General features: G+C 30.0%; 33 protein-coding genes and 2 pseudogenes. 16 read left to right on the top strand and 19 right to left on the bottom strand.

Annotation, left to right across the window (positions count from 1 at the left end):
• The first annotated feature begins 37 nt into the window (after positions 1-37).
• The 9 genes from GYW75_RS01355 to GYW75_RS01395 all read left to right on the top strand — a co-directional run bounded on the left by GYW75_RS01355 (position 38) and on the right by GYW75_RS01395 (position 6,100).
• Positions 38-502 (top strand): hypothetical protein, encoded by a 465-nt coding sequence (locus GYW75_RS01355; RefSeq protein ID WP_143422057.1) that lies wholly within the window; start codon positions 38-40, stop codon positions 500-502.
• Between the two features lie 60 nt (positions 503-562).
• Entirely contained in the window at positions 563-706 is a 144-nt protein-coding gene (locus tag GYW75_RS01360) for a hypothetical protein (RefSeq protein ID WP_174798158.1), read from the top strand.
• Positions 707-1,069: 363 nt separating this feature from the next.
• A complete protein-coding gene (locus tag GYW75_RS01365) occupies positions 1,070-1,555 on the top strand; it encodes a hypothetical protein (RefSeq protein WP_174798159.1) in 486 nt (161 codons plus the stop codon).
• A gap of 40 nt (positions 1,556-1,595) precedes the next feature.
• Positions 1,596-1,907 carry a DUF7716 domain-containing protein gene (locus tag GYW75_RS01370; protein ID WP_174798160.1) on the top strand — a complete coding sequence of 104 codons (312 nt, stop codon included), beginning with the start codon at positions 1,596-1,598 and terminating at the stop codon, positions 1,905-1,907.
• 127 nt (positions 1,908-2,034) lie between these two features.
• On the top strand, positions 2,035-2,916 hold the full coding sequence (locus GYW75_RS01375; RefSeq protein ID WP_174798161.1) for a hypothetical protein: 882 nt from the start codon (positions 2,035-2,037) through the stop codon (positions 2,914-2,916).
• A gap of 282 nt (positions 2,917-3,198) precedes the next feature.
• Positions 3,199-3,591: a DUF2750 domain-containing protein gene (locus tag GYW75_RS01380; RefSeq protein ID WP_085164754.1), complete on the top strand. Its 393-nt coding sequence runs from the start codon at positions 3,199-3,201 to the stop codon at positions 3,589-3,591.
• A 63-nt stretch (positions 3,592-3,654) separates the two neighbouring features.
• Positions 3,655-4,776: a hypothetical protein gene (locus GYW75_RS01385; protein ID WP_174798162.1), complete on the top strand. Its 1,122-nt coding sequence runs from the start codon at positions 3,655-3,657 to the stop codon at positions 4,774-4,776.
• A 172-nt stretch (positions 4,777-4,948) separates the two neighbouring features.
• Entirely contained in the window at positions 4,949-5,308 is a 360-nt protein-coding gene (locus GYW75_RS01390; protein ID WP_174798163.1) for a hypothetical protein, read from the top strand.
• Between the two features lie 174 nt (positions 5,309-5,482).
• On the top strand, positions 5,483-6,100 hold the full coding sequence (locus GYW75_RS01395; protein WP_174795983.1) for a hypothetical protein: 618 nt from the start codon (positions 5,483-5,485) through the stop codon (positions 6,098-6,100).
• A gap of 18 nt (positions 6,101-6,118) precedes the next feature.
• On the opposite strand, the gene GYW75_RS01400 is transcribed toward GYW75_RS01395, so the two are convergent.
• The 5 genes and pseudogenes from GYW75_RS01400 to GYW75_RS12295 form a co-directional block, all read right to left on the bottom strand.
• Entirely contained in the window at positions 6,119-6,451 is a 333-nt protein-coding gene (locus tag GYW75_RS01400; RefSeq protein WP_085164743.1) for a hypothetical protein, read from the bottom strand.
• A 222-nt stretch (positions 6,452-6,673) separates the two neighbouring features.
• Positions 6,674-6,931 carry a hypothetical protein gene (locus GYW75_RS01405; RefSeq protein WP_238786372.1) on the bottom strand — a complete coding sequence of 86 codons (258 nt, stop codon included), beginning with the start codon at positions 6,929-6,931 and terminating at the stop codon, positions 6,674-6,676.
• Complete coding sequence (locus tag GYW75_RS01410) at positions 6,924-7,280, bottom strand: hypothetical protein (RefSeq protein WP_065589780.1); 357 nt, start codon at positions 7,278-7,280, stop codon at positions 6,924-6,926. The genes GYW75_RS01405 and GYW75_RS01410 overlap by 8 nt, the downstream gene beginning before the upstream one ends.
• A 151-nt stretch (positions 7,281-7,431) precedes the next feature.
• Positions 7,432-7,650, bottom strand: coding sequence for a DUF7710 domain-containing protein (locus GYW75_RS01415; RefSeq protein WP_065589781.1), 219 nt, complete (start codon positions 7,648-7,650; stop codon positions 7,432-7,434).
• Positions 7,651-7,844: 194 nt separating this feature from the next.
• Positions 7,845-8,234 (bottom strand): annotated as a pseudogene (locus GYW75_RS12295) (DoxX family protein).
• Positions 8,235-8,412: 178 nt separating this feature from the next.
• Here GYW75_RS12295 and GYW75_RS01425 point away from each other — a divergent pair.
• Together GYW75_RS01425 and GYW75_RS01430 are read left to right on the top strand one after the other, a co-directional pair.
• Positions 8,413-9,294, top strand: coding sequence for a DUF4261 domain-containing protein (locus tag GYW75_RS01425; protein ID WP_085164741.1), 882 nt, complete (start codon positions 8,413-8,415; stop codon positions 9,292-9,294).
• Positions 9,295-9,386: 92 nt separating this feature from the next.
• The gene (locus GYW75_RS01430) at positions 9,387-10,277 is read left to right on the top strand and encodes a DUF4261 domain-containing protein (RefSeq protein WP_085164739.1); all 891 of its coding nucleotides are present in this window, start codon (positions 9,387-9,389) and stop codon (positions 10,275-10,277) included.
• Between the two features lie 139 nt (positions 10,278-10,416).
• Here the strand turns inward: GYW75_RS01430 and GYW75_RS01435 are convergent, their stop codons facing one another.
• The 7 genes from GYW75_RS01435 to GYW75_RS01460 form a co-directional block, all read right to left on the bottom strand.
• The gene (locus tag GYW75_RS01435; RefSeq protein ID WP_065589784.1) at positions 10,417-10,701 is read right to left on the bottom strand and encodes a hypothetical protein; all 285 of its coding nucleotides are present in this window, start codon (positions 10,699-10,701) and stop codon (positions 10,417-10,419) included.
• Positions 10,702-10,710: 9 nt separating this feature from the next.
• Positions 10,711-11,112: a hypothetical protein gene (locus tag GYW75_RS01440; RefSeq protein ID WP_085164737.1), complete on the bottom strand. Its 402-nt coding sequence runs from the start codon at positions 11,110-11,112 to the stop codon at positions 10,711-10,713.
• A gap of 63 nt (positions 11,113-11,175) precedes the next feature.
• Positions 11,176-11,685 carry a hypothetical protein gene (locus GYW75_RS01445; RefSeq protein WP_174798164.1) on the bottom strand — a complete coding sequence of 170 codons (510 nt, stop codon included), beginning with the start codon at positions 11,683-11,685 and terminating at the stop codon, positions 11,176-11,178.
• 33 nt (positions 11,686-11,718) lie between these two features.
• Positions 11,719-12,078 carry a hypothetical protein gene (locus tag GYW75_RS12415; protein WP_238786374.1) on the bottom strand — a complete coding sequence of 120 codons (360 nt, stop codon included), beginning with the start codon at positions 12,076-12,078 and terminating at the stop codon, positions 11,719-11,721.
• Positions 12,079-12,130: 52 nt separating this feature from the next.
• The gene (locus GYW75_RS12300; RefSeq protein WP_202983893.1) at positions 12,131-12,868 is read right to left on the bottom strand and encodes a hypothetical protein; all 738 of its coding nucleotides are present in this window, start codon (positions 12,866-12,868) and stop codon (positions 12,131-12,133) included.
• A gap of 403 nt (positions 12,869-13,271) precedes the next feature.
• Positions 13,272-14,102, bottom strand: a complete 831-nt coding sequence (locus GYW75_RS01455) for a phosphoenolpyruvate hydrolase family protein (protein WP_174798165.1) — start codon at positions 14,100-14,102, stop codon at positions 13,272-13,274.
• A 16-nt stretch (positions 14,103-14,118) separates the two neighbouring features.
• On the bottom strand, positions 14,119-15,327 hold the full coding sequence (locus GYW75_RS01460) for a Tm-1-like ATP-binding domain-containing protein (RefSeq protein WP_085164729.1): 1,209 nt from the start codon (positions 15,325-15,327) through the stop codon (positions 14,119-14,121).
• Between the two features lie 179 nt (positions 15,328-15,506).
• Between GYW75_RS01460 and GYW75_RS01465 the strand changes: the two genes are divergently transcribed.
• Together GYW75_RS01465 and GYW75_RS01470 are read left to right on the top strand one after the other, a co-directional pair.
• Complete coding sequence (locus tag GYW75_RS01465; RefSeq protein ID WP_065589788.1) at positions 15,507-16,136, top strand: TetR/AcrR family transcriptional regulator; 630 nt, start codon at positions 15,507-15,509, stop codon at positions 16,134-16,136.
• 133 nt (positions 16,137-16,269) lie between these two features.
• Positions 16,270-16,851: a hypothetical protein gene (locus tag GYW75_RS01470; RefSeq protein WP_174798166.1), complete on the top strand. Its 582-nt coding sequence runs from the start codon at positions 16,270-16,272 to the stop codon at positions 16,849-16,851.
• Between the two features lie 242 nt (positions 16,852-17,093).
• Here GYW75_RS01470 and GYW75_RS01475 read toward each other — a convergent pair whose 3' ends face one another.
• From GYW75_RS01475 to GYW75_RS01500, 6 genes and pseudogenes are all read right to left on the bottom strand, one after another.
• A complete protein-coding gene (locus GYW75_RS01475) occupies positions 17,094-17,531 on the bottom strand; it encodes a hypothetical protein (protein WP_174798167.1) in 438 nt (145 codons plus the stop codon).
• Between the two features lie 558 nt (positions 17,532-18,089).
• Positions 18,090-18,470, bottom strand: a complete 381-nt coding sequence (locus GYW75_RS01480; RefSeq protein ID WP_085166059.1) for a DUF805 domain-containing protein — start codon at positions 18,468-18,470, stop codon at positions 18,090-18,092.
• 214 nt (positions 18,471-18,684) lie between these two features.
• Positions 18,685-19,098, bottom strand: coding sequence for a hypothetical protein (locus tag GYW75_RS01485; protein ID WP_034915862.1), 414 nt, complete (start codon positions 19,096-19,098; stop codon positions 18,685-18,687).
• 580 nt (positions 19,099-19,678) lie between these two features.
• The gene (locus GYW75_RS01490) at positions 19,679-19,999 is read right to left on the bottom strand and encodes a hypothetical protein (protein WP_034915866.1); all 321 of its coding nucleotides are present in this window, start codon (positions 19,997-19,999) and stop codon (positions 19,679-19,681) included.
• A gap of 593 nt (positions 20,000-20,592) precedes the next feature.
• Entirely contained in the window at positions 20,593-20,841 is a 249-nt protein-coding gene (locus GYW75_RS01495) for a hypothetical protein (RefSeq protein WP_174798168.1), read from the bottom strand.
• Between the two features lie 111 nt (positions 20,842-20,952).
• Positions 20,953-21,324: pseudogene (locus tag GYW75_RS01500) on the bottom strand (DDE-type integrase/transposase/recombinase); the annotation flags it as partial.
• A gap of 316 nt (positions 21,325-21,640) precedes the next feature.
• Between GYW75_RS01500 and GYW75_RS01505 the strand changes: the two are divergent.
• The 3 genes from GYW75_RS01505 (at position 21,641) to GYW75_RS01515 (ending at position 23,052) form a co-directional block, all read left to right on the top strand.
• Positions 21,641-21,847, top strand: a complete 207-nt coding sequence (locus tag GYW75_RS01505; RefSeq protein WP_034910630.1) for a hypothetical protein — start codon at positions 21,641-21,643, stop codon at positions 21,845-21,847.
• A gap of 266 nt (positions 21,848-22,113) precedes the next feature.
• Positions 22,114-22,545 carry a hypothetical protein gene (locus GYW75_RS01510; RefSeq protein ID WP_065589791.1) on the top strand — a complete coding sequence of 144 codons (432 nt, stop codon included), beginning with the start codon at positions 22,114-22,116 and terminating at the stop codon, positions 22,543-22,545.
• A gap of 189 nt (positions 22,546-22,734) precedes the next feature.
• On the top strand, positions 22,735-23,052 hold the full coding sequence (locus tag GYW75_RS01515) for an MmcQ/YjbR family DNA-binding protein (protein ID WP_194240414.1): 318 nt from the start codon (positions 22,735-22,737) through the stop codon (positions 23,050-23,052).
• A gap of 155 nt (positions 23,053-23,207) precedes the next feature.
• On the opposite strand, the gene GYW75_RS01520 is transcribed toward GYW75_RS01515, so the two are convergent.
• Positions 23,208-24,533 carry an MATE family efflux transporter gene (locus GYW75_RS01520; RefSeq protein WP_174798170.1) on the bottom strand — a complete coding sequence of 442 codons (1,326 nt, stop codon included), beginning with the start codon at positions 24,531-24,533 and terminating at the stop codon, positions 23,208-23,210.
• Between the last annotated feature and the right edge of the window lie 2 nt (positions 24,534-24,535).

Raw genomic sequence — 24,535 nt, forward strand, 5'->3', positions numbered from 1 at the left:
TACATAAGTATTCCATAAAATGGGAGTTTTAATATTAATGCATATTCAAAGAGAAAAGATCTTATATGCACTTCAAAAAGCATATGGCGATTTAAGCAACCCAGATTTCCATTTCGTGATGGAATCCTATAACTCCCTAAAATATAAATGTCTACTAAATGATATCCATGCTTTATTTAAAGTAGAAGATAATACTGATTTAAACTATGACGTATGTATATCGCTAAAATTTAATTATCATAATAAATCAATGTATTTATATTTATCTTTAGTATCGGCCTATGCCTTTTTATTTTATGAAAATAAAGTTATTGATTGTAATGATGATATTTATCAAATATTGCCTGAACTGATTGATATATTACATGATTATCATTTTGTGTTGTTAAACAAAAATGAGCTTTTATATACCTTTGATATAAATTCCTCGGCTTTTGGTTTCGAGGATAAAAAAGCATCAGTTTTAGCACTGTTGTTTTCATTCGGTTTATCGGTCAATTAAAAATAATAATTAAACTACATGACGACAGTTTGGGAATAGTCGAAATAGGAGAAAAATAAAATGCCAGAAGTAAACAATCAGGCAATTGAAACAATCTATGGAGAAATATATGGAAGAGACGCTTTAATATTAAAAGACATCATATTTGATATGTTTCCACTGGAATTAAAGGTAGTAGCTTCTTTGTGGTTACCACATTGCTAACCCAGCAGAGGATTAGAAGGCGAGGCTTTAATCTGTTTTAAATTTAAAAATATAAAAAGTTTAACTATTACGATGATTGATGAATCAAAATATCAGCTGGTACAAAAATCTTGTTTCGATAAAGTATTTGATAAGGAACAAGATGAACATTATGTTTTAAGTACTTATGATCATATTTTTGATGTGATTGGTCAATGTGAAGTAAGCTACAAATAGTTATTAACGTTTGTAATAATTTGGAAGGAAAATTGGCTGATAATATGGTTGTACATCATAAAAGCCCATTATTTCGTCAATAATAAAGATTTACACAAGTATCCTAAAAGAATATCCCTTATTTGGTACTAATTAAAAGAGGTCGGTATGAATTTATTCTGCGATAATTGTAATAAAGCATTTATAGCATCAGAGGAGCAAGACCGATTCATCTTAGTTTCTCGTGAAAAAAACATGAAATTCATTATGATACAGTGCCCTTATTGTTTTATGAGTTATGCTTTTAATCCAATGCGGTTAACTAACCTAGACAATAAACAAATCCCTGTTGTTAATGGGTTAAGATGCCCTAAAGAAACATGTACGGGTATAGTATCTTATATTGAAGATATCCCTCCATTTTTTGGGTGTGGTGAATGTGGTAACGTCTGGTTAAAAAAAGAAAATTTGTATGATGATATTAAAAATATAATATCTAAGTATCCTTATAGAAAACATGCATATAATATAATAAACGGCGAATATTTACCTGTTCTAGATAAAGAAATTCCACCATGCTATGATGAGCAAGTCAGTTTAGAGTGGAATAATGAAATAAATAAAGACGATGGTTGTGATGATGGCAGAAAATAGCCAGATACAATTTATTGTAAATAATAATTGGAGATTATGAATGAAAACTATAAGAGGAATTGATAATTTGTTCCGTATTTATAAAAATTTGAATGAACCTTGGTCTTTTTTTGTAGAACCTGAATTTATAAATGAGATCAATTGCATTAAAAATGCCAATTATTACATTGCAGAGACGGAAGATGAATTTGATGAAATGGATGATTCACCTGATAAATATGAAGCATGGTTAGAATATCCGACATTTCAAGCCATTATCGATAATAAACTTGAACATCATCCTAATGCTACAAAAAAAGATTTATTAGATGCTATTATTTATTACCTTGAAAATGATGATTTTTTGGATTAATCCAAAATGGGAAGGTCAAAAAAAGGTCTTTCCGTTTTTAAGCAAAAATCTGTAGTAGTAAAATTTACCGTTGTTAACCGCATTAATGCAGTCTATTTAAAACAGTTTTTATCACTAAAGAGAAATTATGAAAAAATTTTTAGAATTACTAAATAAACAAGGTATAAAATACCTCATTGAAGACAATAAGATCACAGTTGATGGTAATTTAAATCTAAGAAATAAAGGAATTAAAGCATTACCTGAAAACTTGTTTGTTAACGGGGATTTGATTTTAACTTATACAAGAATTGAAGCACTACCTAAAAATTTTTCTGTTAGTGGTGATTTAGATTTAACAAATACAGAAATCAAAAAATTACCTGAAAATATACTTATTGGTGGCTATTTATATTTAACAAATACGGAAATCAAAGCATTACCTAAGAATTTTTCGATTAGTGGTAGTCTAAATTTAGCAAAAACAAACATAACAGCACTACCAGAAAACCTATCTGTCCAAGGTGATCTCAATTTAACAGTGACAAACATCAAAATGCTACCCGAAAACTTATCAGTTGGTGGGAATTTATACTTAGGATTTACAGAAATAGAAGCATTACCAGAACACTTTTCTATTAAAGGTGATTTGGATTTGAAATTTACCAAAATGACTAGGTTACCTGAATACTTATCCGTTGATGGTCACTTAAACATCGAATCGACAGAAATTCAAGAATTACCCGAAACTTTATCTGTTGGTCGTGGCATATATTTGGATATAGATCAAATACAGAATATAGCTTATCGTAAAACTAGCGAAGATAACTCGCAAATTATTTTTGCTTGTTGGGTTAATGGCGCATTTGCAATCCAAGCAATGGAATTTTTTGGTACACTTGCCGATTTTGAAAAAATGGTTGATGAAAACTATTCTGAAGAAAATGCGATAAAATACAAAAAAATGGCGAATGAATGTATCAAAGAGCTGAGTACAAAGCTTAATAAACCGTTACCGATAGTAAATTAAGATAAAATAAAAAACACTCTACCTTGATTAGTCCAATAAGATCGGCAAAATGACTACAATGCCGAATATTACTAAATAATGTGAACTGTCCTCATTTTAGTGGACAGTCATTTCAAATCACTCTTTAATTTAATTTTATTTTAAAATTTAACAGGTTATAAAAAAACACGGATATCAATATACTGTATTTCAATACTCTAATTTATACAAATTTTCAACATTGACATGATAATTATTATTATCTATGCTTGCCAAACGTAGCAAAAAATATGAGGACTAATTATGAAAGTATCAGCCAAAGAAATCGAAGCTATGTCAAATAAAGGTAGCAAAGAGAGATACATTTATTCTATAAAAAGAATTGTTGATAACGAAAAAGCTTGGGTTTTGGATTATGATGGTTTTGCCTTGAGTGGCATAAATGGTGACAATAGTGAAGTTCTTATATTATGGCCAGCTCGTGAATATGCTGCAAATTGTGCTATAGATGGTTGGGAAAATTACAAACCAAAAGCATTATCTCTTGATTATATAATGGATGATTTATTGCCTAAATTATCATCAAAAGGGACTCAAGTCGGTATTTTCTCAGTTCCGGGGCTATCTAATACTCCAGTTGTTGATGCTGAAAGTTTACTGCTTGATTTAGAACACGAATGTAGTAATTATATGTAATTTTATATTGATATCAGGATAAAAATAAAATTATCACAACCTTTATTATTTATGCGAGATATAATGGAAAAGTTTTTGGAGTTATTAAACAAAAAAGGCGTAAAATACTGTATTAACGATAATAAAATCATAGTTAATAATAATTTAAATTTAACAAAAAAAGGAATTTGTGTATTACCCGATAATTTATTGATTAACGGCGATTTGATTTTAGCTCATACAAAAATTAAAGCACTACCTAAAAATTTTTCTGTTAGTGGTGATTTAGATTTAACAGATTCATCAATTCAACTATTACCCGACAATTTATCTGTTGGTGGCAGTTTATATTTATCGTTTACACATATCAAAGAACTGCCTAACAATCTATCTATTGGTGGTGATTTATATCTAGGAAATACAGACATTCAATCATTACCAGAAAATTTATCAATTGGTGGCGATTTAGATCTTGTCTTTTCTGAGCTAAAAGAATTACCTGATAACCTATCGATTGGTGGTAATTTAAATCTAGAAAATACAGAAATTGAAATACTACCAAGAAATTTGTCGGTTGGTGGGGATTTATATTTAATCAATAGTCAGATCAACAAATTATCTGAAAACTTATTTGTTGGTGGCGATCTAGATTTAGCCTATACAAATATTCAATCATTACCTGAAGGCTTAACCGTCGGTGGTGATTTAGATTTAAGAAATACAAACATCAAACAACTACCCGAAAAATTTTCTGTCGGTGGGTATTTAAATTTAAGAAATACAAAAATCCAAATATTACCAGAACATTTATCTGTAGGAGGGTATTTAAGTCTAGCGAATACACAAATTCAAGCATTGCCTAAAAATTTGTTTGTTGGTGAGCATTTAAATATACAGTCAACCAAAATCACATCATTACCCGAAAACTTATCGGTTACTCGTGGCATATATTTGGATATAGATCAAATACAGAATATAGCTTATCGTAAAACTGATGAAGATAAGTCACAAACTATTTTTGCTTGTTGGGCTAATAGCGCATTTGCAATTCAAGCAATGGAATTTTTTGGTACACTTGCCGATTTTGAAAAAATGGTGGATGAAAACGATTCTGAAGAAAATGCGATAAAATACAAAAAAATGGCGAATGAATGTATTAAAGAGTTAACAACAAAGCTTAATAAACCGTCACTGATAGTAAATTAAGATAAGTTAAAAAAGCAATTCTTCTTAATTGACTCAATGCTATCGCCAGATAAAGTAATATTATACCAATCACGTTCTTCTATATGATTAGGTAACAAGCGCTTTAGATATTTACGATAATATTGTTGATTTAAAGCAATCTATTGTTTAAAACAAACTAAGCTGCTAAAAAATGAATATACAACATATAGAAACAGCTGATTGCAATATCTTGGCTACTAAAATATTTTCTCATGAAATTAAGATATATTTTGCATCAGTTTACCAATTAGAGACAAAACAACGCATAACTAATGTTTGTTTATCGATTTTTAATTGGTCATTTTTTGAAGCAAATGTTTTTATCGTTAATCATTTGAATAATCGCTTTGAACAGAAAACGTTATTCAAACATGAATTAGAGTTTTTTGAATATATTCAGAAAATATCGCTTGAAGAGAATAATTTTATATTACAAGGATACAGTAAAAAATCTGGCAACTGGCTAGAGTATCGTTTCATAGATAGTGATTTTTGCTTGACCATGTTTTAACAAAAATATAGCTGCGCATGTAATAACTATGCAACCGTTTTTGTGGTGCTATAAGCATTGATGAAAAAATAAATTAATTGTCTGACAAAAAGCTTAAGTGATCTATGGAATATAGGCTGTCATTTCTAGTATCATAACACGTTTATTTGGGTGTCAATGTAAAAGTACATAATCATGAAATCAAAAGATCAGCGCTTCCTATTCTTAATTGAAAATAAAACCGCTCCTTGGGGCGACTGGGGCGATATACTTTGGACAGGGTTAACACCTTGGGATGAAAATAAGCAGTCTATTGCTATCGAACGTACCGGACCTTTTACTCCAAAAGCTTATTTTTCAAGTAATAACTTTATTTTTACAAAAGAAATAAAGGAACTAATCGAAAATTCCTCATTAAAAGGCATTAAATTTTTGTATGAAATAGAAAAAAAGAAAATTATTAATCTTGATTGGACAAAATGGGATGTGAATAAAGATATAACTGATTATTTAGATGATCTATATGAACCAGTGGATTTAATTTTTGATGGCATTAATGATGTAAAATTAAATCAGGATATGCCAGATTATTACTTGTCTAGTATAGAAAGCCAAATTCATTTAAACAAAAATAAACTTATCGATATGCAAAACCCTTCGGAATATATTACTTTTGTTGGCAACGAACTTGATGATTCTGATTTTTTTATGGGAATTGAAATACTAGGCTGTTTTATTAGTGCAAGAGCCAAAAATTGGCTAGAAAAATATTGCCCTAACTGTTTTGACTACTATTTAATTAAACCTGACTAATAGTGGAAATATTCTAACTTAATTGCTTAATCTAAATAAAAGATAATCATATAATTTTTCTGCTAAAAAATTAGCATGCTCACTTTTTACGATTAAATTAAAAAAATAGTATTGGTTATACGAATCTTCAATTATAGGATCGGAAAGCATACAAAATTCGATGTAAGCTAAATATAATTTTTTTATATCATCAGAAATTTCTTCTAAAGAGATATGATAATTGCTTATATCATAAAAGATATTAGTGAATTTATGATTAATAATACTTAACTCTATAAAAGGAGCTTTATTTTTCTCACAAAATTCCCAATGAAGCGATTTTGTTTTATCATTTCTATAAATAAATTTCATTAAGGATCCCATCCTAGATTTTGTGAATTTGTTATTTAAAGGGTAAGGTTGATTCTGTCTCCGAATTCTAATAAACCGATTCATAGAAAATATTTCTTTATTTAAATCAGAAGAAGAATAGCTTATTACATTTACATACGCACTTGTATCATTTTATGCAATGTGGGTGATTTGATGTAAATACTTATATCTTGATAATTGCTACATCTATTCTTTTTGATGTTAGTATACAGCCAAATCAGAATGACAAAAACCTGTTACAAAATCCATTAATTCTAAAATAATATCTTCACTATTAGGATATGTTAAGTTTTGCAAGCACACATACATACAATTTTTGGACATGCCTTTGTTTTTAAAATAAACAAGTGATTTTCTAATGTCTAACAGGTCTTGTTTTTCAGATATTTTTTGTGTGATACAAGCTATAAATTCTTGTTGATAAAGCATGTTATTTTTCTTTTTTCTTCTTTTATACATTAATAATTACAGTTGCTGAACTATCTGAGAAAATATCGTTAATATATTTAATTAACAACGTGTTATCTAGTTCATTAAATTCAATAATAATTTTTTTAGCCTGTATTTGCTCGGTTTTATGTTTATTTATCTCTATGGTAAGTGTATTTTTTTTCAAAACGATACTTTTAACTGCTTTAGCTACTTCGATTTCGGTTAGATGAGTTTGAATACCTATTGATTCATCTACATCACCTTCATCTTCATCAAATCTAGATAATATTAAGTAATTGTTGGGAAATATTAGATCGTTGCTGATACCAATAATTAATACTTGATCTTCGGTATAACAGTTAATATTTGTTGCCAAGAATTTTATTTCATTATTTATCATATTATTAATATTCTGATTTTCTTAAATATCATTTTTCTTGGTAAGATTTATGTCAATTATAGTATTTATAAAATTTTGCTATTACTAATAAAGTGAGTTTAAACAAACCTAACAATTTAATATAACTTTATCTAATACCTTCTTGGTAATGATAGTGCTCAAGCATTTGTGCACTATTTTGTATACACCAATCATAACCACCAATATCTATCGGCATTTTAGTCAAAACGCCTGTTAATTTGTTAAGCTTTACCCAGTTATCTGCTTTTTCAAGGGACGAAAACACCGCAGATACCATTGAAATATTGTCTCTCTTAAAAACCCAAACCCAACTATATTCTTTCATACTATTTCACCTGTAATTCTTCTTTGTATTTTTCATGCTAATAATAAAAATGTTATAAACAATAATTTATGGGAACTGCTTGTATTGTTTATAATATTTTCTCAAATTACTGTAAACAATACGAGCAATTTCTATATTTTTTATTTGTACTGGAAGTTATTGTTTAGAGAGTTCAATTCAATAGAAGGATCATATTATTTTGTTAATGAATGATATCTTTGAGGTAATACGCTAATTTTTCCAGTCCCCAATAATACAAGACTAAATGCACTCAAAGCCATAAAAGCAGGATATTCCCAACCTCCACCTGTATTGCTAAATGATCAGCCATTTGTTGAATGAATAAAACTTATAACAATCATCTGAATAACAGTGAGTGAGCTGATTATACGAGTTAGAATTCCTAAAAGTAATAAAGCGCCACCAGCAATTTCAAAAGCAATTGTTAAATAACCAACAAATCCTGTAAATCCAATAGATTCAAAGTATTGAGCTGTACCAGAGGGGGTTAAAACAAGAAGTTTAGTTAACCCATGCGCCAAAAACATAATACCTAACGCTATACGTAATAAAAGTGATGCAATGTTGTTTAATCGATGTTTTAGTCGATGAGCTTAAAAATCATCCAAGATATGTTTGTTAAAAAATTGATCGTTTGGTATTTTAAATACTCTACAATATAAATATAATGTATACAAAACCGTACCCAATTAGGCTTGTGCTATTTAGGTAATAGAAGATGAATTTAATAAGGAATATAAAATGGGGTTATTTTCTCGCTTGTTTAGGCGTGGTGATAATGAAATCCAGCAATCAGATGACATCTTTGTGCCAAATTCTTCTATTGAAAATCCTTTATCTTTGATCGTTCTATTCAATGGCAAACTCTCTTTTAATCAACATAAATTATTAAAAACATTACGCAAAATTGATTCATCAATGAAAAATATTAGTTTGCAATCATCAATTGAGCAAATAGCTGATGGAGCTGATATACATGCAGTCTTTGGTAAGCACATTATTAAAATCGTTGGCTTTAATTCCCCTTGTTCTGCCGAAATTTTAGAACCTTGTATTGAAAGTAGTCAAAAAAGGCAAGATTTTAGACAACAAGTTTATCATCATCAAAGCCATATAATGTTGTACTATGTTGGCTTTGAAGAGGATTTAGTTGAACAATATGTTGCTCTAACACAGTTTGCTGTTGGATTTGAACATAGTGATATGTGCGCTCTTATTAATGCAAAAGCTCATCAAATTTTAGCAACTCATGTTGCCAGTGCACTGGCAACCGAACAAAAAGGCGTGTATTTGTTACGTAATTGTTTACCTTTATTTTTTATTGGATTTGAGGAATTTAATGTTGACCATTTTGATGGCATATGGATGCGTACTTATGGTGCCGATGCTTTTGGTTTTCCTGATTTTGCTATATTAGCTAATAGTTATGAAGATGGAGAAAAATATATGAACATGTTCAATAATTTATTGCTTTCTTTGCGGGATAGTGGGGCAATGATACGTGCAGGTCATACTACTGAAGATACTGAGGGCAAAAAAATGTTATTGCGTAATCCATTGGTACAAGAATCTTTTTTACAAAATGGTGGAATGGTATTGGTGATGGAATACTTTGTTGAGTAATCTTTAGTATAAATCAGATTTATTAATATAATGGTTAGTATCCTTATTGATAATAATAGATTTTAGAAAAACTTAATATTAAGGAATAGTAAATGAATATTTTTTCACGCCTATTTGGCAAAAAAACACAGCAACAACAAGCAAGCGGGAATCTGGTTGAAAATCCAGAGATTAAAGAACCGTTAGCATTAGGAGTCGTTTTTAAAGGACAATTTTGTTTTGATGAAAATAATTTATTAAATAAATTACGTAATATAGATTCTTCTATGAAAGATATCCAATGCCAACAGCCATTGGGGCAGTTAGATGATGGATGCTATATCTTAGTTGGTTGGGGAAAACACGTGATTAAGCTATTCGGTATCAATGCTCCATATCCTGCAGAGGTATTAGAAACTTGTATTGCACCTGCACATTATAATCAGGATATCAAAGCGCAAATTCGCAATAATGATAGCCATTTAATTTTATATTATGTTGGGTATGAGCAAGATGTACTTGAGCAATACCTTGCTTTAACCCGTTTAGCAGCTGGTTTGGAGGAGTTTAATGCTTTAGCTGTGATTAACGGAAATGGACATACTTCGCTACCGATAAATACTATTCGCAAATTGGTTACAGATAAAGATGGAATTGATAGTTTACGCTATTGCTTACCCTCGTTCTTTTGTGGATTTGTGAAATATGAGGTAGAGGGTGTTAAAGGGGTATGGATGCGTACTTATGGTGCGGATATTTTTGGCTTGCCTGATTTTGCTGTATTAGCCAATAGCCATGATGAGGGGGAATATTATTTTGAAATGTTTGGCAATATCCTACAGTATTTGCGTGATAGCGGTGCAACAATGAGGCCAGGCGATACCATGGAGGTGGGTGATGATAAAATGATGTCATTACGCGCTCCACAAGATGATGAATACTTTTTGAAAGATCAAGGTCATGTTTTGGTGGTTGAAATAAATAGCAATAATGCAACTGCATAAATACTTAACTTGCCAGCAAAATTAATCTAATAAAATAAACGTCTATTTTTAAATAGTGCGTTTATTTTTTTATATTCATTTTATCACTTAATTTATTGCTTAATTTACTTATTGATAGTGCTAACCCATTATCAAAAATTTATTTTTTCATTGTGAGTACAATATCGCCAGAATTCAGCCTTACCTTTTCGCCATTATATTGGTACTCAGACCACAGTGAAGGGTTATCCGATTCACAGTCATTAATGATTCGATATTCACTATAACCTGTATTACAGCCCAAGATAGGTATAATCTCACCAACAGTTCTGTCGATATCATGTTCAGACAAGTAGGTAATTAATTTTTTGACTAATTCTAGTTTGTGTTTTAACTCTGAATTATCTTTATATGATGATTCAATAAAATCAATAATATCTAACATTTATAACCTTTATAAAAATGTAAAACCAAAAAAATGATTTGGGTCAAAAAGTAAATTACCGCAGTCTTGACCATTGACGTAACTTATACTCATTGAGGAGAAGGGTATTGATGAGTATGTTATATCGGTGATAATTACAGCCTGCTCAGTTTTGAATAATTGTGAATAAATTGACATCAATGAAAAATGGTCATCATCATCTAAAGTAAACCATGCTTTAATTTCTGTTAATTCATTATATTGTATAATACCTGCTTCACTGAGATATAACTCAAAAATAACTTCATCAATAATAAAATATAATCTGTCATAAAATGGGTGAAAAATCGGTAGGGTAGCATAATCAATATAGCCAGCGATCATTACATCCTTTAGTTCACCAAGCATTAATCTATCAAAAAAACCCTGCATGATTAATCCTTTTTTTACTTTGTACAATTAACTTAAAAAATGATTTTAACGATTCTGTTGTAATCAGCATATCAAGCTACTTCGAGCATCATCCAAAAGGCATCTATTATTTGATAAATAAAACTCACCGATTTCTTGCACATCTTTATCGTCACTTTGTAAAGCTAAAATAGCCAATTTTTTTGATAACTTCTGGCTAAATGAATTGAATAAATACATCAATATACCAAATGTTTCATAATTCTGTTGCCCTAAAATAGGTATAATATAATTCCAAAGATGTTTTTCTAGCCACTGTGTATTGATACTTAAAATAATCTCTTGGCATAATTTTGTATTGCCATCTAAATATTGCATAATGTTGATAATTTCAGGTAATAAGCTTATTTTGATTGCTTCTGGAAATTGTTTGATCAAGTGTAATAACAAGGGATCAAACTTTTGGGTTAAATGTGTTTTAATTAATTCAACGGCTTTAGGCAGATTAGCTAATAAATAGAGTTTATTTAATAAATTATCCTGTAGATTAATGCAGTCGATTAAAAGTTGATTTATATCATTGAATGAGTGCATATTTTGGGTTACCTGTTTTATCTATAATGCTGCTTAAGGTTTTATTTGGCAAAACCATATCCAATTATCATGATGAAAATAAAATGCAATATTGTTATCAGGGCAGATAAGTAGGCTATCATCATGAATATTATCTAGACAATGGGTTGATATTTCCATCCCATTGGTATAGGCATCATAATAATATCCTGATTTAATGGTATAGTGTTTTATAATTTGAGTAAATTTTTCAAAAGCATTGTTATCAATTCTTATACAATGGTGATTCAAATGTTTATCAAGATATTTGATATTATTGGTAAATTTCTGCCACTTTCCATTAATGAGAAAGTGATATCGTTGTTTTTTATCTTTCTTTATAAAGTTGTTTATAAAAAAATTTAGATGATTCATAGTATATTGAATATCAAGTTATGATTTGACCTTTATATATTGCCATTTTATCTTAAAAAATACCTTTTAATTGCTTTTTTGATATTTTGATCTGTTTAGCGATGATTTCTACGTAGAATGAATCACTTTGAATAATGTAATGCCAATAGTCACCGCGATCATATTGTTGCCTATTAGGGAAATGAGTTTGTCGTTCATTGACTAATTGCTCAAGCCATGATGATTCAGGAACAACCCAATAACAAGAATTAACATCATCGCTATCACAATGACTGTAATAAGCACACTGTTTGTTTCGCTCAAAACGCATTGCCCAAACATTAGAAAACTGAAATATACCCGTAAATTTAGAATACTTGGCAGGTTTATACCATATTTTACAATAGGCGGTTAAAGCATCGCCTTTGGATTTTATGACAATGTCATCGTTGGGCGTTTGCCAAAAAGGAAGTTCAATGGGATAGGCATGATCTTTGGTTTGTGAGTGTTGATAGATAATACTATGATTGGTTAAGGTTGTTTGAATATGCTTTTCAACGTGGTAATTAGAAGATTTATCCTCTGTAATCATGAATGTAAGAATATAAGATGGATTAAGGACGATGTCAAAAGTACGATCAATTTTGTCATGAATTATTATAGTAAAATCATCTAACTTAGCTTTAGCAATACCACTATCATTTTTATAAGTAAATGTACAGTTAAAGGCTTTCGTAAGTTTGGCTAATAGTTGTTCAAATGAGCAATTCTCATCAATTAACAACCTTAACCATTTTGGGGGAGTGTTCATCTGTTCCTGCTTAGTACTATTACTTTGCGATTAATTTAAGCCTAAACTGGTAAAAATATTTGCCAGTTTATCAATAATATTTATCAATTTTAATCTTTCTGAGAAGGAATTGTTAGACTAATCTCATTTTTTATTATTTAAATAGTATTATTAAACAATTATTTCAAATCGAAGATAATTTTGAAAGTGGTTGGTGGTTTTGCTATTTACTGATTTGTTGAAGCTTTTATGCATATTTTTACATGGGATTAGGGTTTCTGTTAAATTTAAATTGCCATATAACAAATATGCGTAGATATTAATAATATAATGTTTCGATCAGAATAAAGTTTAACGAATTTCACTTCTCTTAAAAAAATAACAGCGCGATACATTAGTTGCGCTGTTATTGCTTATATTATTGTTAGTGTCGTTGAATTGATTTAAATCTTTCTGTCGTTTGTTTTAGTGCAATTTCTGTTGGTAAACGTTCCATTGAACTTGCTCCATAAAATCCATTACATTCAGGGCAATTTTTTAAAATATATTCAGCATCTTCAGGGGTAGCAATAGGACCACCATGACATAAAATAATAATGTCTGGGCGAATTGCTTTAGCCGCTTTTGCCCATTGATTGATTAGTGGCACACAGTCAGCTAGTTTTAATGCTGTTTCTGCACCAATACTCCCTCCCGTCGTTAGTCCCATATGAGGTACTAAAATATCTGCACCCGCTTTAGCCATATCGATCGCATTTTGTTCACTAAATACATAAGGTGTTGTAAGTAGATCTTTTTCATGTGCTTTGCGGATCATTTCGACTTCTAAAGCGTATCCCATTCCTGTTTCTTCTAGGTTTGCTCTGAAGTTGCCATCAATGAGTCCAACAGTTGGAAAGTTTTGCACGCCAGCAAATCCCGCTTCTTTTAATTTATCTAAAAATTGGTCAAATTGACAAAATGGATCTGTGCCATTTACACCCGCTAGTACTGGCGTATTTTTAACTACTGGTAATACTTCTTTAGCCATATCCATTACAATTTCGTTAGCATTGCCATAAGCAAGTAATCCTGCTAATGAACCTCTACCTGCCATACGGTAACGCCCTGAATTATAGATAACAATAAGATCGATACCACCAGCTTCTTCACATTTTGCTGATAATCCTGTACCAGCTCCACCACCAATAATTGGTTGACCTTTAGCTATCATGTCGTGGAATTTTTTTAACAATTGAGTGCGTTGACTACCCATAATATTCTCCAAATATTTATTTCATTATTTTTGTAAATTCATTGATGATAAGATCACAAAACTGCGGTGAGTTTATATGATAAGGGGTTTTTATTAACTTTCTTTTTTGAGTTTGGATAAAGGTTTTTTCAAATTCATCAATAAATGCTTGATTTGCTTTTGGTGACCAAAAAGCACCACCTTCAATATCTAAAGCAGAAAAACCACCTTCAGGAATAATAAAAGTGACATAACCTTGGCATTGATTAAGTTTATTTGCTATCCAATTAGCCATTTTTTGATTTTCTTCTGGCGTTGTTCGCATTAATGTCACTTGTGGATTATGTGGATAAAATAGGCGATCTTGATATTTTTGAGGAATAGTATCAGGGCTTGCAAAATTTACCATATCAAGTGCACCACACGATCCAATATAAGGTACTTGGCTTCTTGCAATGGCACCAAAACGATCTTCATCGCAGGCTAAAACACCGCCAAATAAATAATCACATACTTCCGTTGTTGTAATATCAAGCACACCGTGCAATAAATGGCTATCAGCTAGTTTTTCCATTGCTTTGCCACCACTGCCTGTTGCATGAAAAACCAAACAATCATATTGCCCGTTTAATTTAGTTGATACAGATTGAACACATTTAGTTGTGACACCAAACATAGTTAAACCAATTGCAGGCTTATCTTCAATCGTATCTTGGGTTTTAAATAGAATTGAGCCAGCAATAAAATTAGCTGCATTGGTTAAAACTTTCCTAGATATGACATTAATTCCAGCAATATCAGTAACCGAATACATCATTGCAATATCACTTGCACCGATATAACCAGAAATATCACCAGATGCCATTGTTGATACCATTAGTTTAGGAATTCCTACAGCTAATGATTGCATGGCTGGAGTAATTAATGCAGTTCCTCCCGAACCACCTAAACCTAGTATGGCTTCTACATCGTTTTGAGTCATCAGAAACAATTTGAAAGCTTCAGCCATTGCAACAATTGCTTTACCTCTATCGCCACAAAAAACAGCCTGTTTACCGTCTGGATGGTAACTAGCGACGGTTTCTGCTGTGATAGTTGCTAAATGATTAAATTGATGAGATTGTGTAGAAACATCAATAATTTTGCAGTTGAGATTTTTTAAATCAAGAATATTTTTAATATAAACGATTTCTTGCCCTTTGGTGTCTAATGTAGTAACCAAATAAATTGTACTAGTTGATGCCATTTATTACTCCTAAATGAGTTAATTAGGTAAATATTTGTAACAAAAGGGTGATTAATTGTCATACATTATATATCAAAAATGAGATTTAAGTCTCATTTTTTTAGGAAATGATAAATTTTAACTAATTTATTAAAATGCAGTATCATATTTAAAATTACGATAAATTAAATATATTCTTAATGACTCAGAAAACTTTAGTATCGCACCCAACATATGTTGGCGTAAAAAAACGGACTTATGAGCGTTTAATTAATATTGCATTAGAAGCATTAGAACAAGGCTGTGAGCTTACCATAACTGAACTTGCTGATAAATCGGGTATATCCAGAGCAACAGCATACCGCTATTTTCCAACACAAAGTGCTCTAATTACAGCTGTGGTAGAAAGTTCATTAGAACCTATTTTTAGTTGGCAATCAAAAAAACAAAATGCAGAAGAACGTATTAATGATTTTTTAGCTTTTGCTTTTCCTCAAATGCTAAAGCATGAAGGGGCGCTACGTGCAGCATTAAGGGTTTCATTACAACAGTGGGCAACAGAACGGTCATCATTATCACCACAAACCGAAAAATTGGTACGAGGTAATCGTAAAGAAACTCTTACAACAATATTATCCCCACTCAAAGCTGAACTACCAAATGAGCTTTATGATAAAGTAGTTTATGCTATTTCAATTATTTACGGTTCTGAAATATTTATGGTACTCAAGGATATCTGGGGACTTGATGATCAAAATGTAATATCACTATCGCAATGGATAGCTAAAGCCATCATTCATCAAGCCAAACAAGAAGCATCGAAAATTTGATTGGAGCTCAAAAAGTCTATTCTTTAATTTTACTTATTCTTGTATATTAAAAAAATCAATAAGTTTACAGAAAATGGGATAACATAAAATAATGATTCATCCTTATCTAAATATTTGAAGTAGGAAAACCCTAATGAAAAAACTTGTTTTTATCTTTATTTTTTGTCTTTGTGGTTGTGCAAATAAGCAAACGCAAATTTTGCCTAGTAATGACACAATTATAAAATTAAAAGTTGAAAAAAGTGTAGGGATTATTGCTGAATCAAAGGAATACTCATATCAATTTACTAGTCCCGAAGCCATACTAGAACTTAAAAGCTACCATGATTTTTTAGCTGAAAATAAAGATGATATTGAAAGTGTATCAATTACATTTTATCAAGAAAATTTAAGTGATGAAATTGTTGCTCAATATAGTAATTTTATTCCTGAGGTAAAAGCCTTAAACAATAAAAAATTATTAGCGAAATATAAATCAAAATCGATTTTGAGAGATGGTTATTATCAAGTTCTATTTAAAACCAAAGGAAACTTCTATAAGCAATCCAATACATTATCTGATCAATATTTATTACCAGAATCAATTACTGTATTTGTTAAATCAAATCATAAAAAAGAATCAGATATTGACATCCAGGGCGATATGATTGGTTTGATTATATTTCCAATTTTTATTCCTATGGCGATGGTTGGTTGCTTAATTGGTCCTTGCTAAAAAGTCTGTAGAAAAACATCGGCAAGTTTACTCTCCATGGTTGAAATGATCCTTTAAAAATATCATTAGGCGTTTTCCACAAAATCGATTTATGGGATTACCTGTATTATAAATATTAATAAATCCCTTAACTTGTCGGCATTAATCATAGACACCAATTGCTTCTGCTTTGGCTATTAACTCATCTTTGCAATTGTAACTATTCCCTTAAATAGTACAGTCAAAAAGTAGAAAATCCCCTTTTACTTTTTGAATGTTTTGAATTTTGATAGCCAATAATTGCCTTTATTATATACACAACCAATTAAAACATTTCCTTCGGTTTTGATTGTTAATTCGCGACTATAACAATATTGTTTTTCAAAAGACCAATTTATATCAGCAATATCAAGATATTTCATAATAAGTTCAAAACTTGTTTCAGAATATATGATTATATTATTCAATAAAGTAACTGGATGACGAGCTAAATCAAATCCTATTGAATATATCTTGGAATTAACAACCATTATTTCCAGTGAATCGTAAAAATAAGAAAAACCTTCACTTTTTTTAAATTTATCAAAATAATATTTTTTACCCAAATCTTTTTTTTGAAAAATAGAATATATTTCTTTCTCTGGTAACTCTACTTTTAATCCCAAATATATCCCAGTCCTAAGAAAATCAGTTAAATCCATTTATTTTCTCCAGTATTTTTAAAAATTTAACCAATTCAATTAATTAGATTCTCACCAAAATATTAGACAGAGCCCACCTTGATGATGTATATAATTATAATAGATTTCAATATATTCAAATAGTGCTTTGTTAGTCAGCTTCCTGTTTTTATAGTAACAATCATGAATAATATGGGGGTGAGTATATGAAAAAGTTTTCAACAACCGCATTATCAAAGCAGCTTCATCTTCGACTCATACTTTGCCTTAGTCCATATTGTAACAATCACTGTTTGAAACCGGCACTGTAATATTGGTTTTCTAAGTCACTGTGACTGGGCTCATTTTTAGGAAGATGTATTAAATATGGCATTTATTGAATATAAAACACGAAAATAAACAATATCATTATCTACGTTAGTTTTGTACTAAAAATAGGATATTTATAATCATTAAAATGTTAGTTGAAAGTTATGTTAAAACTGAGAATAAGAGAGGTAGATAAAATAGTTAAGAACATAGAGCTGAATATAGGGGAAATTGTACTCCCTTCACCATGCGGAGTGAAGGAGTATTTTACTAATTTGACAATATTCTTGGGTTAGGTCCGTATTGGTTTTCTCCTGAAGTTGGTTTTATTATTAAAGATGCACCTATTATAGCTCCTGGACAGAGAAGATAAACAAAACACCACAGACCGCTTGTACCTATATCATGTAATCGTCTAACATTGTAAGACAATATTGTAAGAAAAGTAACGATAAAAATTAACATTACACAGATTCCTAATATAGTACTTGGTAATATTTTGTCCATACTGAATAGCAGTACAAAAGAGAGCCATACTAATATACATTGAATAAGAATAAAAAATCCAAACTCACTACGAGTTGAACGTCCTTTATAACGAAACATTTTTCTATAGCCATCAAGCCATGAATTAATTGCTTTACTTAACACTTAATACTCCTTATTTATTAAAATATTTGTAAATATATAATAAATTAAACGTTATCTTAAATATTTTATATTGATAATGTAATAGAAATAGCTAGAATAATTTAATAAAATTGATTTTCATCAATTAAATGCCTGCCACTATTATTTTTTGGTTTTGGTAATATTGTTATTTATAATTAGTTTGTATTACTTATAGGTATTATCAATTTATTTTTCAATAAGGTATATGTGTTTCATTAATTGGAACAAAATCACTTAATCCTATTCTCCATCGTTGTTCAACATATTCTAATAACTCATCGAAATTAGAAAAAACATATTGTTCAAATGAAGTTATAGATTGATTGAATGCACTATTATTATCCGTTAATGTGGGGTCTGCATAATATGTACGCAGCTTATATAAAAAAAACACTTCTTTCTCATCTATTATTGGTCTTATAAGTTGATCTATATAAAGTGAATACAAGGAAAATTCCCATTCGTCATCTTCTTCCTCAGGTTTCTCATATTCAATAGAATAAATCTCAATAAAACGAGTTTTATTTTCTTCCAATCTTTCAAAGAATTGACCTTTCATTTCATAGGGAAATGGATGGTAAGGATTATTGTATTTTCTCTTATTCATAATTAATAAAATATCCTAATAATTTCACCGCCATAGGATCGCTATAGGTATAAATCTGCAAATGCGTGCCATTAGAATTCTGAGCTCCAATTTTCGCATTCCAACTAAAATCATCCTAATGATACGTTCCTTTGTACCTGTTTTATTTTGTACAGTTACAAGAGCCTTTTTGCATTTAGTTCACTGCATATTTTACTTCTAATTATCTATGATTTATTACAATTCCCCAACAATAGACCAAAACCTAATTAAAATTCATTAGGTGCACACAGATTCAAGCCACCTAATAATCTAATCAGGTTTGCCAGAATAAAGCGTTCTATTTCCAGATCATTGTATCTGAAATTATTGTAATGTAAGCCAGTTTATTTGTCTAAATATTGTCCCTAATATCTGAGGTGTTGCTCTATGGATTCCTGTCCAATTTCCTTAATGTGCTTACTTCAAAGCTGATAGCTACATTCTGACAGTATTTCTCTATTTGCATCGGTCAGTTTTTCTGGACAGTTGTTTTAGTTGGAATAAGAGTAGTAATGTAAATTACTAAATTATGATGTAACTTTTTGATATTTTATAATTTTTAAATTAATGATTGTATTCTTGGTTTCCAGCCATTATTCCATTTGCTTTCAATTTCAGAAGAATAGTTTTTTATAGTATAATAATCATCCTTATCATGGTGAGAAATGAAACATTGGTCTACACATTGACAAATCCAAATTAAAAGGTTTTTTATATCAATATCATTTTTAACTAGATATAGATATTCTTCTGCATTTTTTATTGTAATTTCAATTAGATTGGCATGAAAAAAACCTATCTCAAATAATAAATAGCAAAAAGTATCTTTAATTGAATCATCTTTATTTTGTAACATTTTATTTTTTATATGTAAGTTCATTTCAACAATTCGGGTTCTTTCTTTTTGCTACTGTGGATTTTTTTATTATTCATTAAGTGTACCATCAAAATTGAATATATCTTAGATTTTTCTAAAGATAAAATGTCCCATAATTATCCTTGTAAATCAATTACTATCAGTCGCGCTATTGTGGTATTAAGTCGTTGTACTTACTATTATCCAACTAAATTATTGGATGATTCAATGATTATTTTGATATTAAGTGATATAGCTGAAAAACATTTACGCTGGTGGGCCGAAATTTTTTATTGTATCGGAAAGCTCGCTATAAATAGAGTTGCAAACGTGTTTATTGGGTGTATTGTGAGTTAAAACTTAATTTTCAAATAAAGCGTAAAAAGCGTACTCTACCTCGAACACTAGAAAAGTAATCGTTATCCAACAAACAAGGTGAATGTTGGTCAATGAATTTGGATGATAGAAGTCGAAGCTAACGTTGTTTTAGTACGTAATTATTGATGACTTTAAAAGAGAAGTATTAGATATTGATATTACGGTGAGCTTATCAGCTGGTAGTGTTATTTACTATCTAGATAAACTGGTCAAATATCATGGTTATCCGAGCATACAAATCAAATTGACAATAAATATTTGATAATATTGTCTTTTGTTACTTTTTTAAGAACTACAGCATATTCATCTTTAAAATATCCTATATCAGCTATTTCATCTTCCATATCTTGAATAAACCGTATCGGATCATAAAAATTGAACGTGCGTGTATTTCCATTTACTGTAATTTCAAAATTCAATATAACACCTTTAGATTCGCATTCAAATTGATACAAATCGTCATACCAATCAGGAAATATAATACTCATTAATCTAGTACCTTTTTTTGATAGAGAAACCTGATAATCTTTTACATACATTGGATACGATGGAATGATATTGTAAATATCCCAAACTTAGTATACAATTCACGTAGAAAATTAAGCTGCTTGTTTTAGTTTTTTATACTCAATCGGTGTCATGTTATTTAATGTCTCATGCGGTCTTTCGGTGTTATAAATCGTTCAATATAGCCATTTTGATAAGGGCTACCGGGTTTGATGTAATCTATAATTATACCATGTTTTTGCCCAATTAGTAAACGTGTTTCCGGTGAATTCTGGCCCATTATCGACCCGTATTTTTAATGGATACCCATGATATTCAGCCAGTTTATCTAAGTAGCGGGTAATCCTTCCTGCTGGTAAGCTTACTGCAATATCAATCCCTAACGCCTCACGATTAAAGTCATCGATGACATTGAATGTTCTAAAGCGACGTTGATTACGACTACTGTCACACATAAAATCCATTATTAAATCCCCTTTTCTTTTATCATAGAGAATTTTCTACTTTTTTGTTGTACTATTTTAGGGGATAGTTACACAACTTGTTTGATTTCTATTTCAGATATATCTGTAGAATTAGAAATATTAACAAACAGCTTGGCAAATGATAAATAAAAATTTAATAAAATCAATAATCTACCTGATGGTTTTTATATCACCTAAAAAGACTTGTTTATTGAGCAATTTTTAAAAAACTACACTTGCTTTTTTCTTAAATCAGCGTTTAGATATAACAGTGATAAGCATTGGGTTTATCACTAATTTATTAGGAGGACTTATAATGGTACAAAAATTTGCTCCATACGGTAGTGATGTTTCGTCTGGCACTTATAAGTGCGCTGACTGTGGCTATATTTATTCTAACCAAAGTAAGAAATCGTTACCTCCTTGCCCTGATTATAATAAAAAACCGCACAGCAAAAATGGTTGGTATATTATGTCTGGACAGGGTGATTCAGTTAAAGATCCTCATCCACATAAAAAGTAATTTTATTCAGTTAATACTATTAAAAGGTAGCCAATATGGTTACCTTTTTTGATTGTATCGATTTAAAATGATATTTTTTAGTTGTCAGCAATTAATTGTGACGTATGTATAACGATATGACTATTAAGTATAAATATCAATTTTTTCATATGGTTATTTTATAAACCGCTTATTTTGTTGTGAATTTATTTGATTTGTTTTTCATTTAGATGTTTTTTATAATAAAATCAATATGACTGTTAAATCTAAAAGTAAGGAATATTGAAGTGAAAAAGCTAATGAAATTGGTAGTGTTACTTTCTGCTCTTTTTACAATTTCGAATGCGTATAGTGCTGAATTACCACCATCAGCAAACATAACTAAAGCTTTTGCCGATAGTGCAAAAAGGTCGATATTAGGTGAAGGTGGCGAATTTCCGGTTAAAGTGGATGCGGGTTATGAAATAACTAACATTTTTGGTAATCTTAATAATATTGTTTTTGAATATAATATGCCGACCGATAGCCAAAGTGTATCAATAGTAGACATTACAGAAAATATCAGGCTTGGGCTTAATGCTCAATTTTGTAATAAGCAAGACGTGATTGAAGTATTACGTGCTTATGATATTCGGTTTTTATTTCGTTTTCAATTCAATGATGATCGTAATGTGCCAGCAACGTTATCAATAGATGAAATTTGTAAAGAACAAAAATAAATAGGTTAAATTTATAGCTATTGTTGACACTTTATTTTGATATTATTATGTATAACAATGATTTTATAAGGCTTAATTAGCATGTTATATATTAAATAAACTGTTTATATTATTGTATTAGATTGGGTGAATTGAAAAAGAAAAATAACAATAAGCTTTAAGAATAAATTAATTGAATATGCTCATACTTTGAACAACATTCAAATTGACTATCCTTTTGAAAATTATCCTAACTATCAGGTTATTAGACATAAAACTAATGCTAAATGGTTGGGGTTAATTATGTCAGTGGAAAAGAATAAGTTAGGTCTAAATTCAAAAGATATGGTGGAAATAATTAATGTTAAATCTGATCCTGAATTAATTTCTATAATAAAAAATACTTCAGGTATATTACCCGCATATCATATGAATAAAAATCACTGGATCACAATAATGCTTGACGGTTCTGTGCCGTTTGAACAAATCGTAAGTTTATTAAACCATAGCTATGATTTAATTATTTAAAATATACGATATATTTTAAAAATACAAAATGGTATAGTTGCTTACACAACAGGTTAATTCAGAAACAAAAGCTTTGTATTATCTTTTATATAAACTATCTAATTAATGCTTTGAACGGTATAAATACTCTAGACTTTCAAAAGATAATTGGTTATTTAGTTTAGAATATATCTTTTAGATTTTTTTACCCACATTACTAAAAATAAAGTTCTACCTAAGCTAAATAAAATATAAGAAAGCCATAATCCATTATTTCCCCATATTGGTACACAGACATATTGTGATATCAGCCATAAAATTAAGGCAAGAATCATAGAATCACGAATAGAAGAAGTGTAACTGATCCCAGAAAAAACGCCATAATAGATAAGACCACCAGCAACCACAATAGGAAAGATAGTAAGCCAATATTGATATTGCAAACAGATTGTGATGATTTCGGTTTGATTGGTTAATAATTTAATAATTGTTGTATTAAATCCAAACCATAAAGCAATTAATATTAGAGGACAAATAATACAAGCTTGCAGTGACCAATGTAAGGTTTGATTATATAACTTAATATCTTTAGTACCTTTCGCCTTACCGCTAAATACGCTTGAGGCATTGGCAAACCCGTCAAACAAATAAGCCATTAAATAGTGAATTTGAAACAAAACGGCATTAGCAGCTAACACTTCGGTGCTAAAACTCGAACCAATCGAGATAAAATGGTTGGTAACGATTAATAAACAAATGGTACGAATCATCAAATTGGTATTAACTAAAATCACTCCTTTTAATGATTGCCAAGATAGTATCGATTTTAAATCAGTTTGTTGATTGGATTTCGGTAAATTACGATAAATAAACCAAATGCCTAACAAAGTACAAATTATTTGGGCAATTAGTGTTGCAAAGGCAACTCCCTGCACATTCCAATGAAAGCCCCAAACAAAAATTACTGCCATAATAATATTAAGCAGATTAATTAATACTTGTAGAAATAGCACAGCCTTTACTTTAGACATTCCCATTAACCAACCAACTAAAACGTAGTTGATAAGAACAAACGGTGCTCCCCAAATTAAGACAGAGAAATAAATATCCGCGTAATGCTTTACTTCTTCATTAGGTTTGATAATGTGCATTGAGGAAGAAAATATCATCTGTTGAAAAATGATAAAAATAATTCCTAAAAATATAGCTATAAATAAAGGGCGAATTAAAGATGCTCGCAACAGTAACGGGTCATCTAATGCTTGTGCTGCAAAACCAGTGGTACTAACTCGTAAAAAGCCAAAAAGCCAATAAATAGTATTAAAAATAACAGCGCCAACAGCAATGCCTGCAATAAAGGCTGGATTGGGTAAATGTCCAACCAATGCGGTATCGACCACGCCCAGTAATGGAGTTGTAATAGTTGAAATAATAAACGGAATAACTAACGCTAAGTAATCTTTAAAACGATATTGTTTATTAACGATAGATTGAGTTGCCATAA

It is taken from the genome of Gilliamella sp. ESL0232, from assembly GCF_013346885.1.
In the GTDB taxonomy this organism is placed as follows: Bacteria; Pseudomonadota; Gammaproteobacteria; order Enterobacterales; family Orbaceae; genus Gilliamella; species Gilliamella bombi.

What these genes read in the sequence shown, in the direction of transcription:
- GYW75_RS01355 (WP_143422057.1), top strand. Translation starts at nt 38, where the DNA reads ATGCATATTCAAAGAGAAAAGATCTTATATGCACTTCAAAAAGCATAT.
- GYW75_RS01360 (WP_174798158.1), top strand. Translation starts at nt 563, where the DNA reads ATGCCAGAAGTAAACAATCAGGCAATTGAAACAATCTATGGAGAAATA.
- GYW75_RS01365 (WP_174798159.1), top strand. Translation starts at nt 1,070, where the DNA reads ATGAATTTATTCTGCGATAATTGTAATAAAGCATTTATAGCATCAGAG.
- GYW75_RS01370 (WP_174798160.1), top strand. Translation starts at nt 1,596, where the DNA reads ATGAAAACTATAAGAGGAATTGATAATTTGTTCCGTATTTATAAAAAT.
- GYW75_RS01375 (WP_174798161.1), top strand. Translation starts at nt 2,035, where the DNA reads ATGAAAAAATTTTTAGAATTACTAAATAAACAAGGTATAAAATACCTC.
- GYW75_RS01380 (WP_085164754.1), top strand. Translation starts at nt 3,199, where the DNA reads ATGAAAGTATCAGCCAAAGAAATCGAAGCTATGTCAAATAAAGGTAGC.
- GYW75_RS01385 (WP_174798162.1), top strand. Translation starts at nt 3,655, where the DNA reads ATGGAAAAGTTTTTGGAGTTATTAAACAAAAAAGGCGTAAAATACTGT.
- GYW75_RS01390 (WP_174798163.1), top strand. Translation starts at nt 4,949, where the DNA reads ATGAATATACAACATATAGAAACAGCTGATTGCAATATCTTGGCTACT.
- GYW75_RS01395 (WP_174795983.1), top strand. Translation starts at nt 5,483, where the DNA reads ATGAAATCAAAAGATCAGCGCTTCCTATTCTTAATTGAAAATAAAACC.
- GYW75_RS01400 (WP_085164743.1), bottom strand. Translation starts at nt 6,451, where the DNA reads ATGAAATTTATTTATAGAAATGATAAAACAAAATCGCTTCATTGGGAA.
- GYW75_RS01405 (WP_238786372.1), bottom strand. Translation starts at nt 6,931, where the DNA reads ATGTATAAAAGAAGAAAAAAGAAAAATAACATGCTTTATCAACAAGAA.
- GYW75_RS01415 (WP_065589781.1), bottom strand. Translation starts at nt 7,650, where the DNA reads ATGAAAGAATATAGTTGGGTTTGGGTTTTTAAGAGAGACAATATTTCA.
- GYW75_RS01425 (WP_085164741.1), top strand. Translation starts at nt 8,413, where the DNA reads ATGGGGTTATTTTCTCGCTTGTTTAGGCGTGGTGATAATGAAATCCAG.
- GYW75_RS01430 (WP_085164739.1), top strand. Translation starts at nt 9,387, where the DNA reads ATGAATATTTTTTCACGCCTATTTGGCAAAAAAACACAGCAACAACAA.
- GYW75_RS01435 (WP_065589784.1), bottom strand. Translation starts at nt 10,701, where the DNA reads ATGTTAGATATTATTGATTTTATTGAATCATCATATAAAGATAATTCA.
- GYW75_RS01440 (WP_085164737.1), bottom strand. Translation starts at nt 11,112, where the DNA reads ATGCAGGGTTTTTTTGATAGATTAATGCTTGGTGAACTAAAGGATGTA.
- GYW75_RS01445 (WP_174798164.1), bottom strand. Translation starts at nt 11,685, where the DNA reads ATGCACTCATTCAATGATATAAATCAACTTTTAATCGACTGCATTAAT.
- GYW75_RS12415 (WP_238786374.1), bottom strand. Translation starts at nt 12,078, where the DNA reads ATGAATCATCTAAATTTTTTTATAAACAACTTTATAAAGAAAGATAAA.
- GYW75_RS12300 (WP_202983893.1), bottom strand. Translation starts at nt 12,868, where the DNA reads ATGAACACTCCCCCAAAATGGTTAAGGTTGTTAATTGATGAGAATTGC.
- GYW75_RS01455 (WP_174798165.1), bottom strand. Translation starts at nt 14,102, where the DNA reads ATGGGTAGTCAACGCACTCAATTGTTAAAAAAATTCCACGACATGATA.
- GYW75_RS01460 (WP_085164729.1), bottom strand. Translation starts at nt 15,327, where the DNA reads ATGGCATCAACTAGTACAATTTATTTGGTTACTACATTAGACACCAAA.
- GYW75_RS01465 (WP_065589788.1), top strand. Translation starts at nt 15,507, where the DNA reads ATGACTCAGAAAACTTTAGTATCGCACCCAACATATGTTGGCGTAAAA.
- GYW75_RS01470 (WP_174798166.1), top strand. Translation starts at nt 16,270, where the DNA reads ATGAAAAAACTTGTTTTTATCTTTATTTTTTGTCTTTGTGGTTGTGCA.
- GYW75_RS01475 (WP_174798167.1), bottom strand. Translation starts at nt 17,531, where the DNA reads ATGGATTTAACTGATTTTCTTAGGACTGGGATATATTTGGGATTAAAA.
- GYW75_RS01485 (WP_034915862.1), bottom strand. Translation starts at nt 19,098, where the DNA reads ATGAATAAGAGAAAATACAATAATCCTTACCATCCATTTCCCTATGAA.
- GYW75_RS01490 (WP_034915866.1), bottom strand. Translation starts at nt 19,999, where the DNA reads ATGAACTTACATATAAAAAATAAAATGTTACAAAATAAAGATGATTCA.
- GYW75_RS01495 (WP_174798168.1), bottom strand. Translation starts at nt 20,841, where the DNA reads ATGAGTATTATATTTCCTGATTGGTATGACGATTTGTATCAATTTGAA.
- GYW75_RS01505 (WP_034910630.1), top strand. Translation starts at nt 21,641, where the DNA reads ATGGTACAAAAATTTGCTCCATACGGTAGTGATGTTTCGTCTGGCACT.
- GYW75_RS01520 (WP_174798170.1), bottom strand. Translation starts at nt 24,533, where the DNA reads ATGGCAACTCAATCTATCGTTAATAAACAATATCGTTTTAAAGATTAC.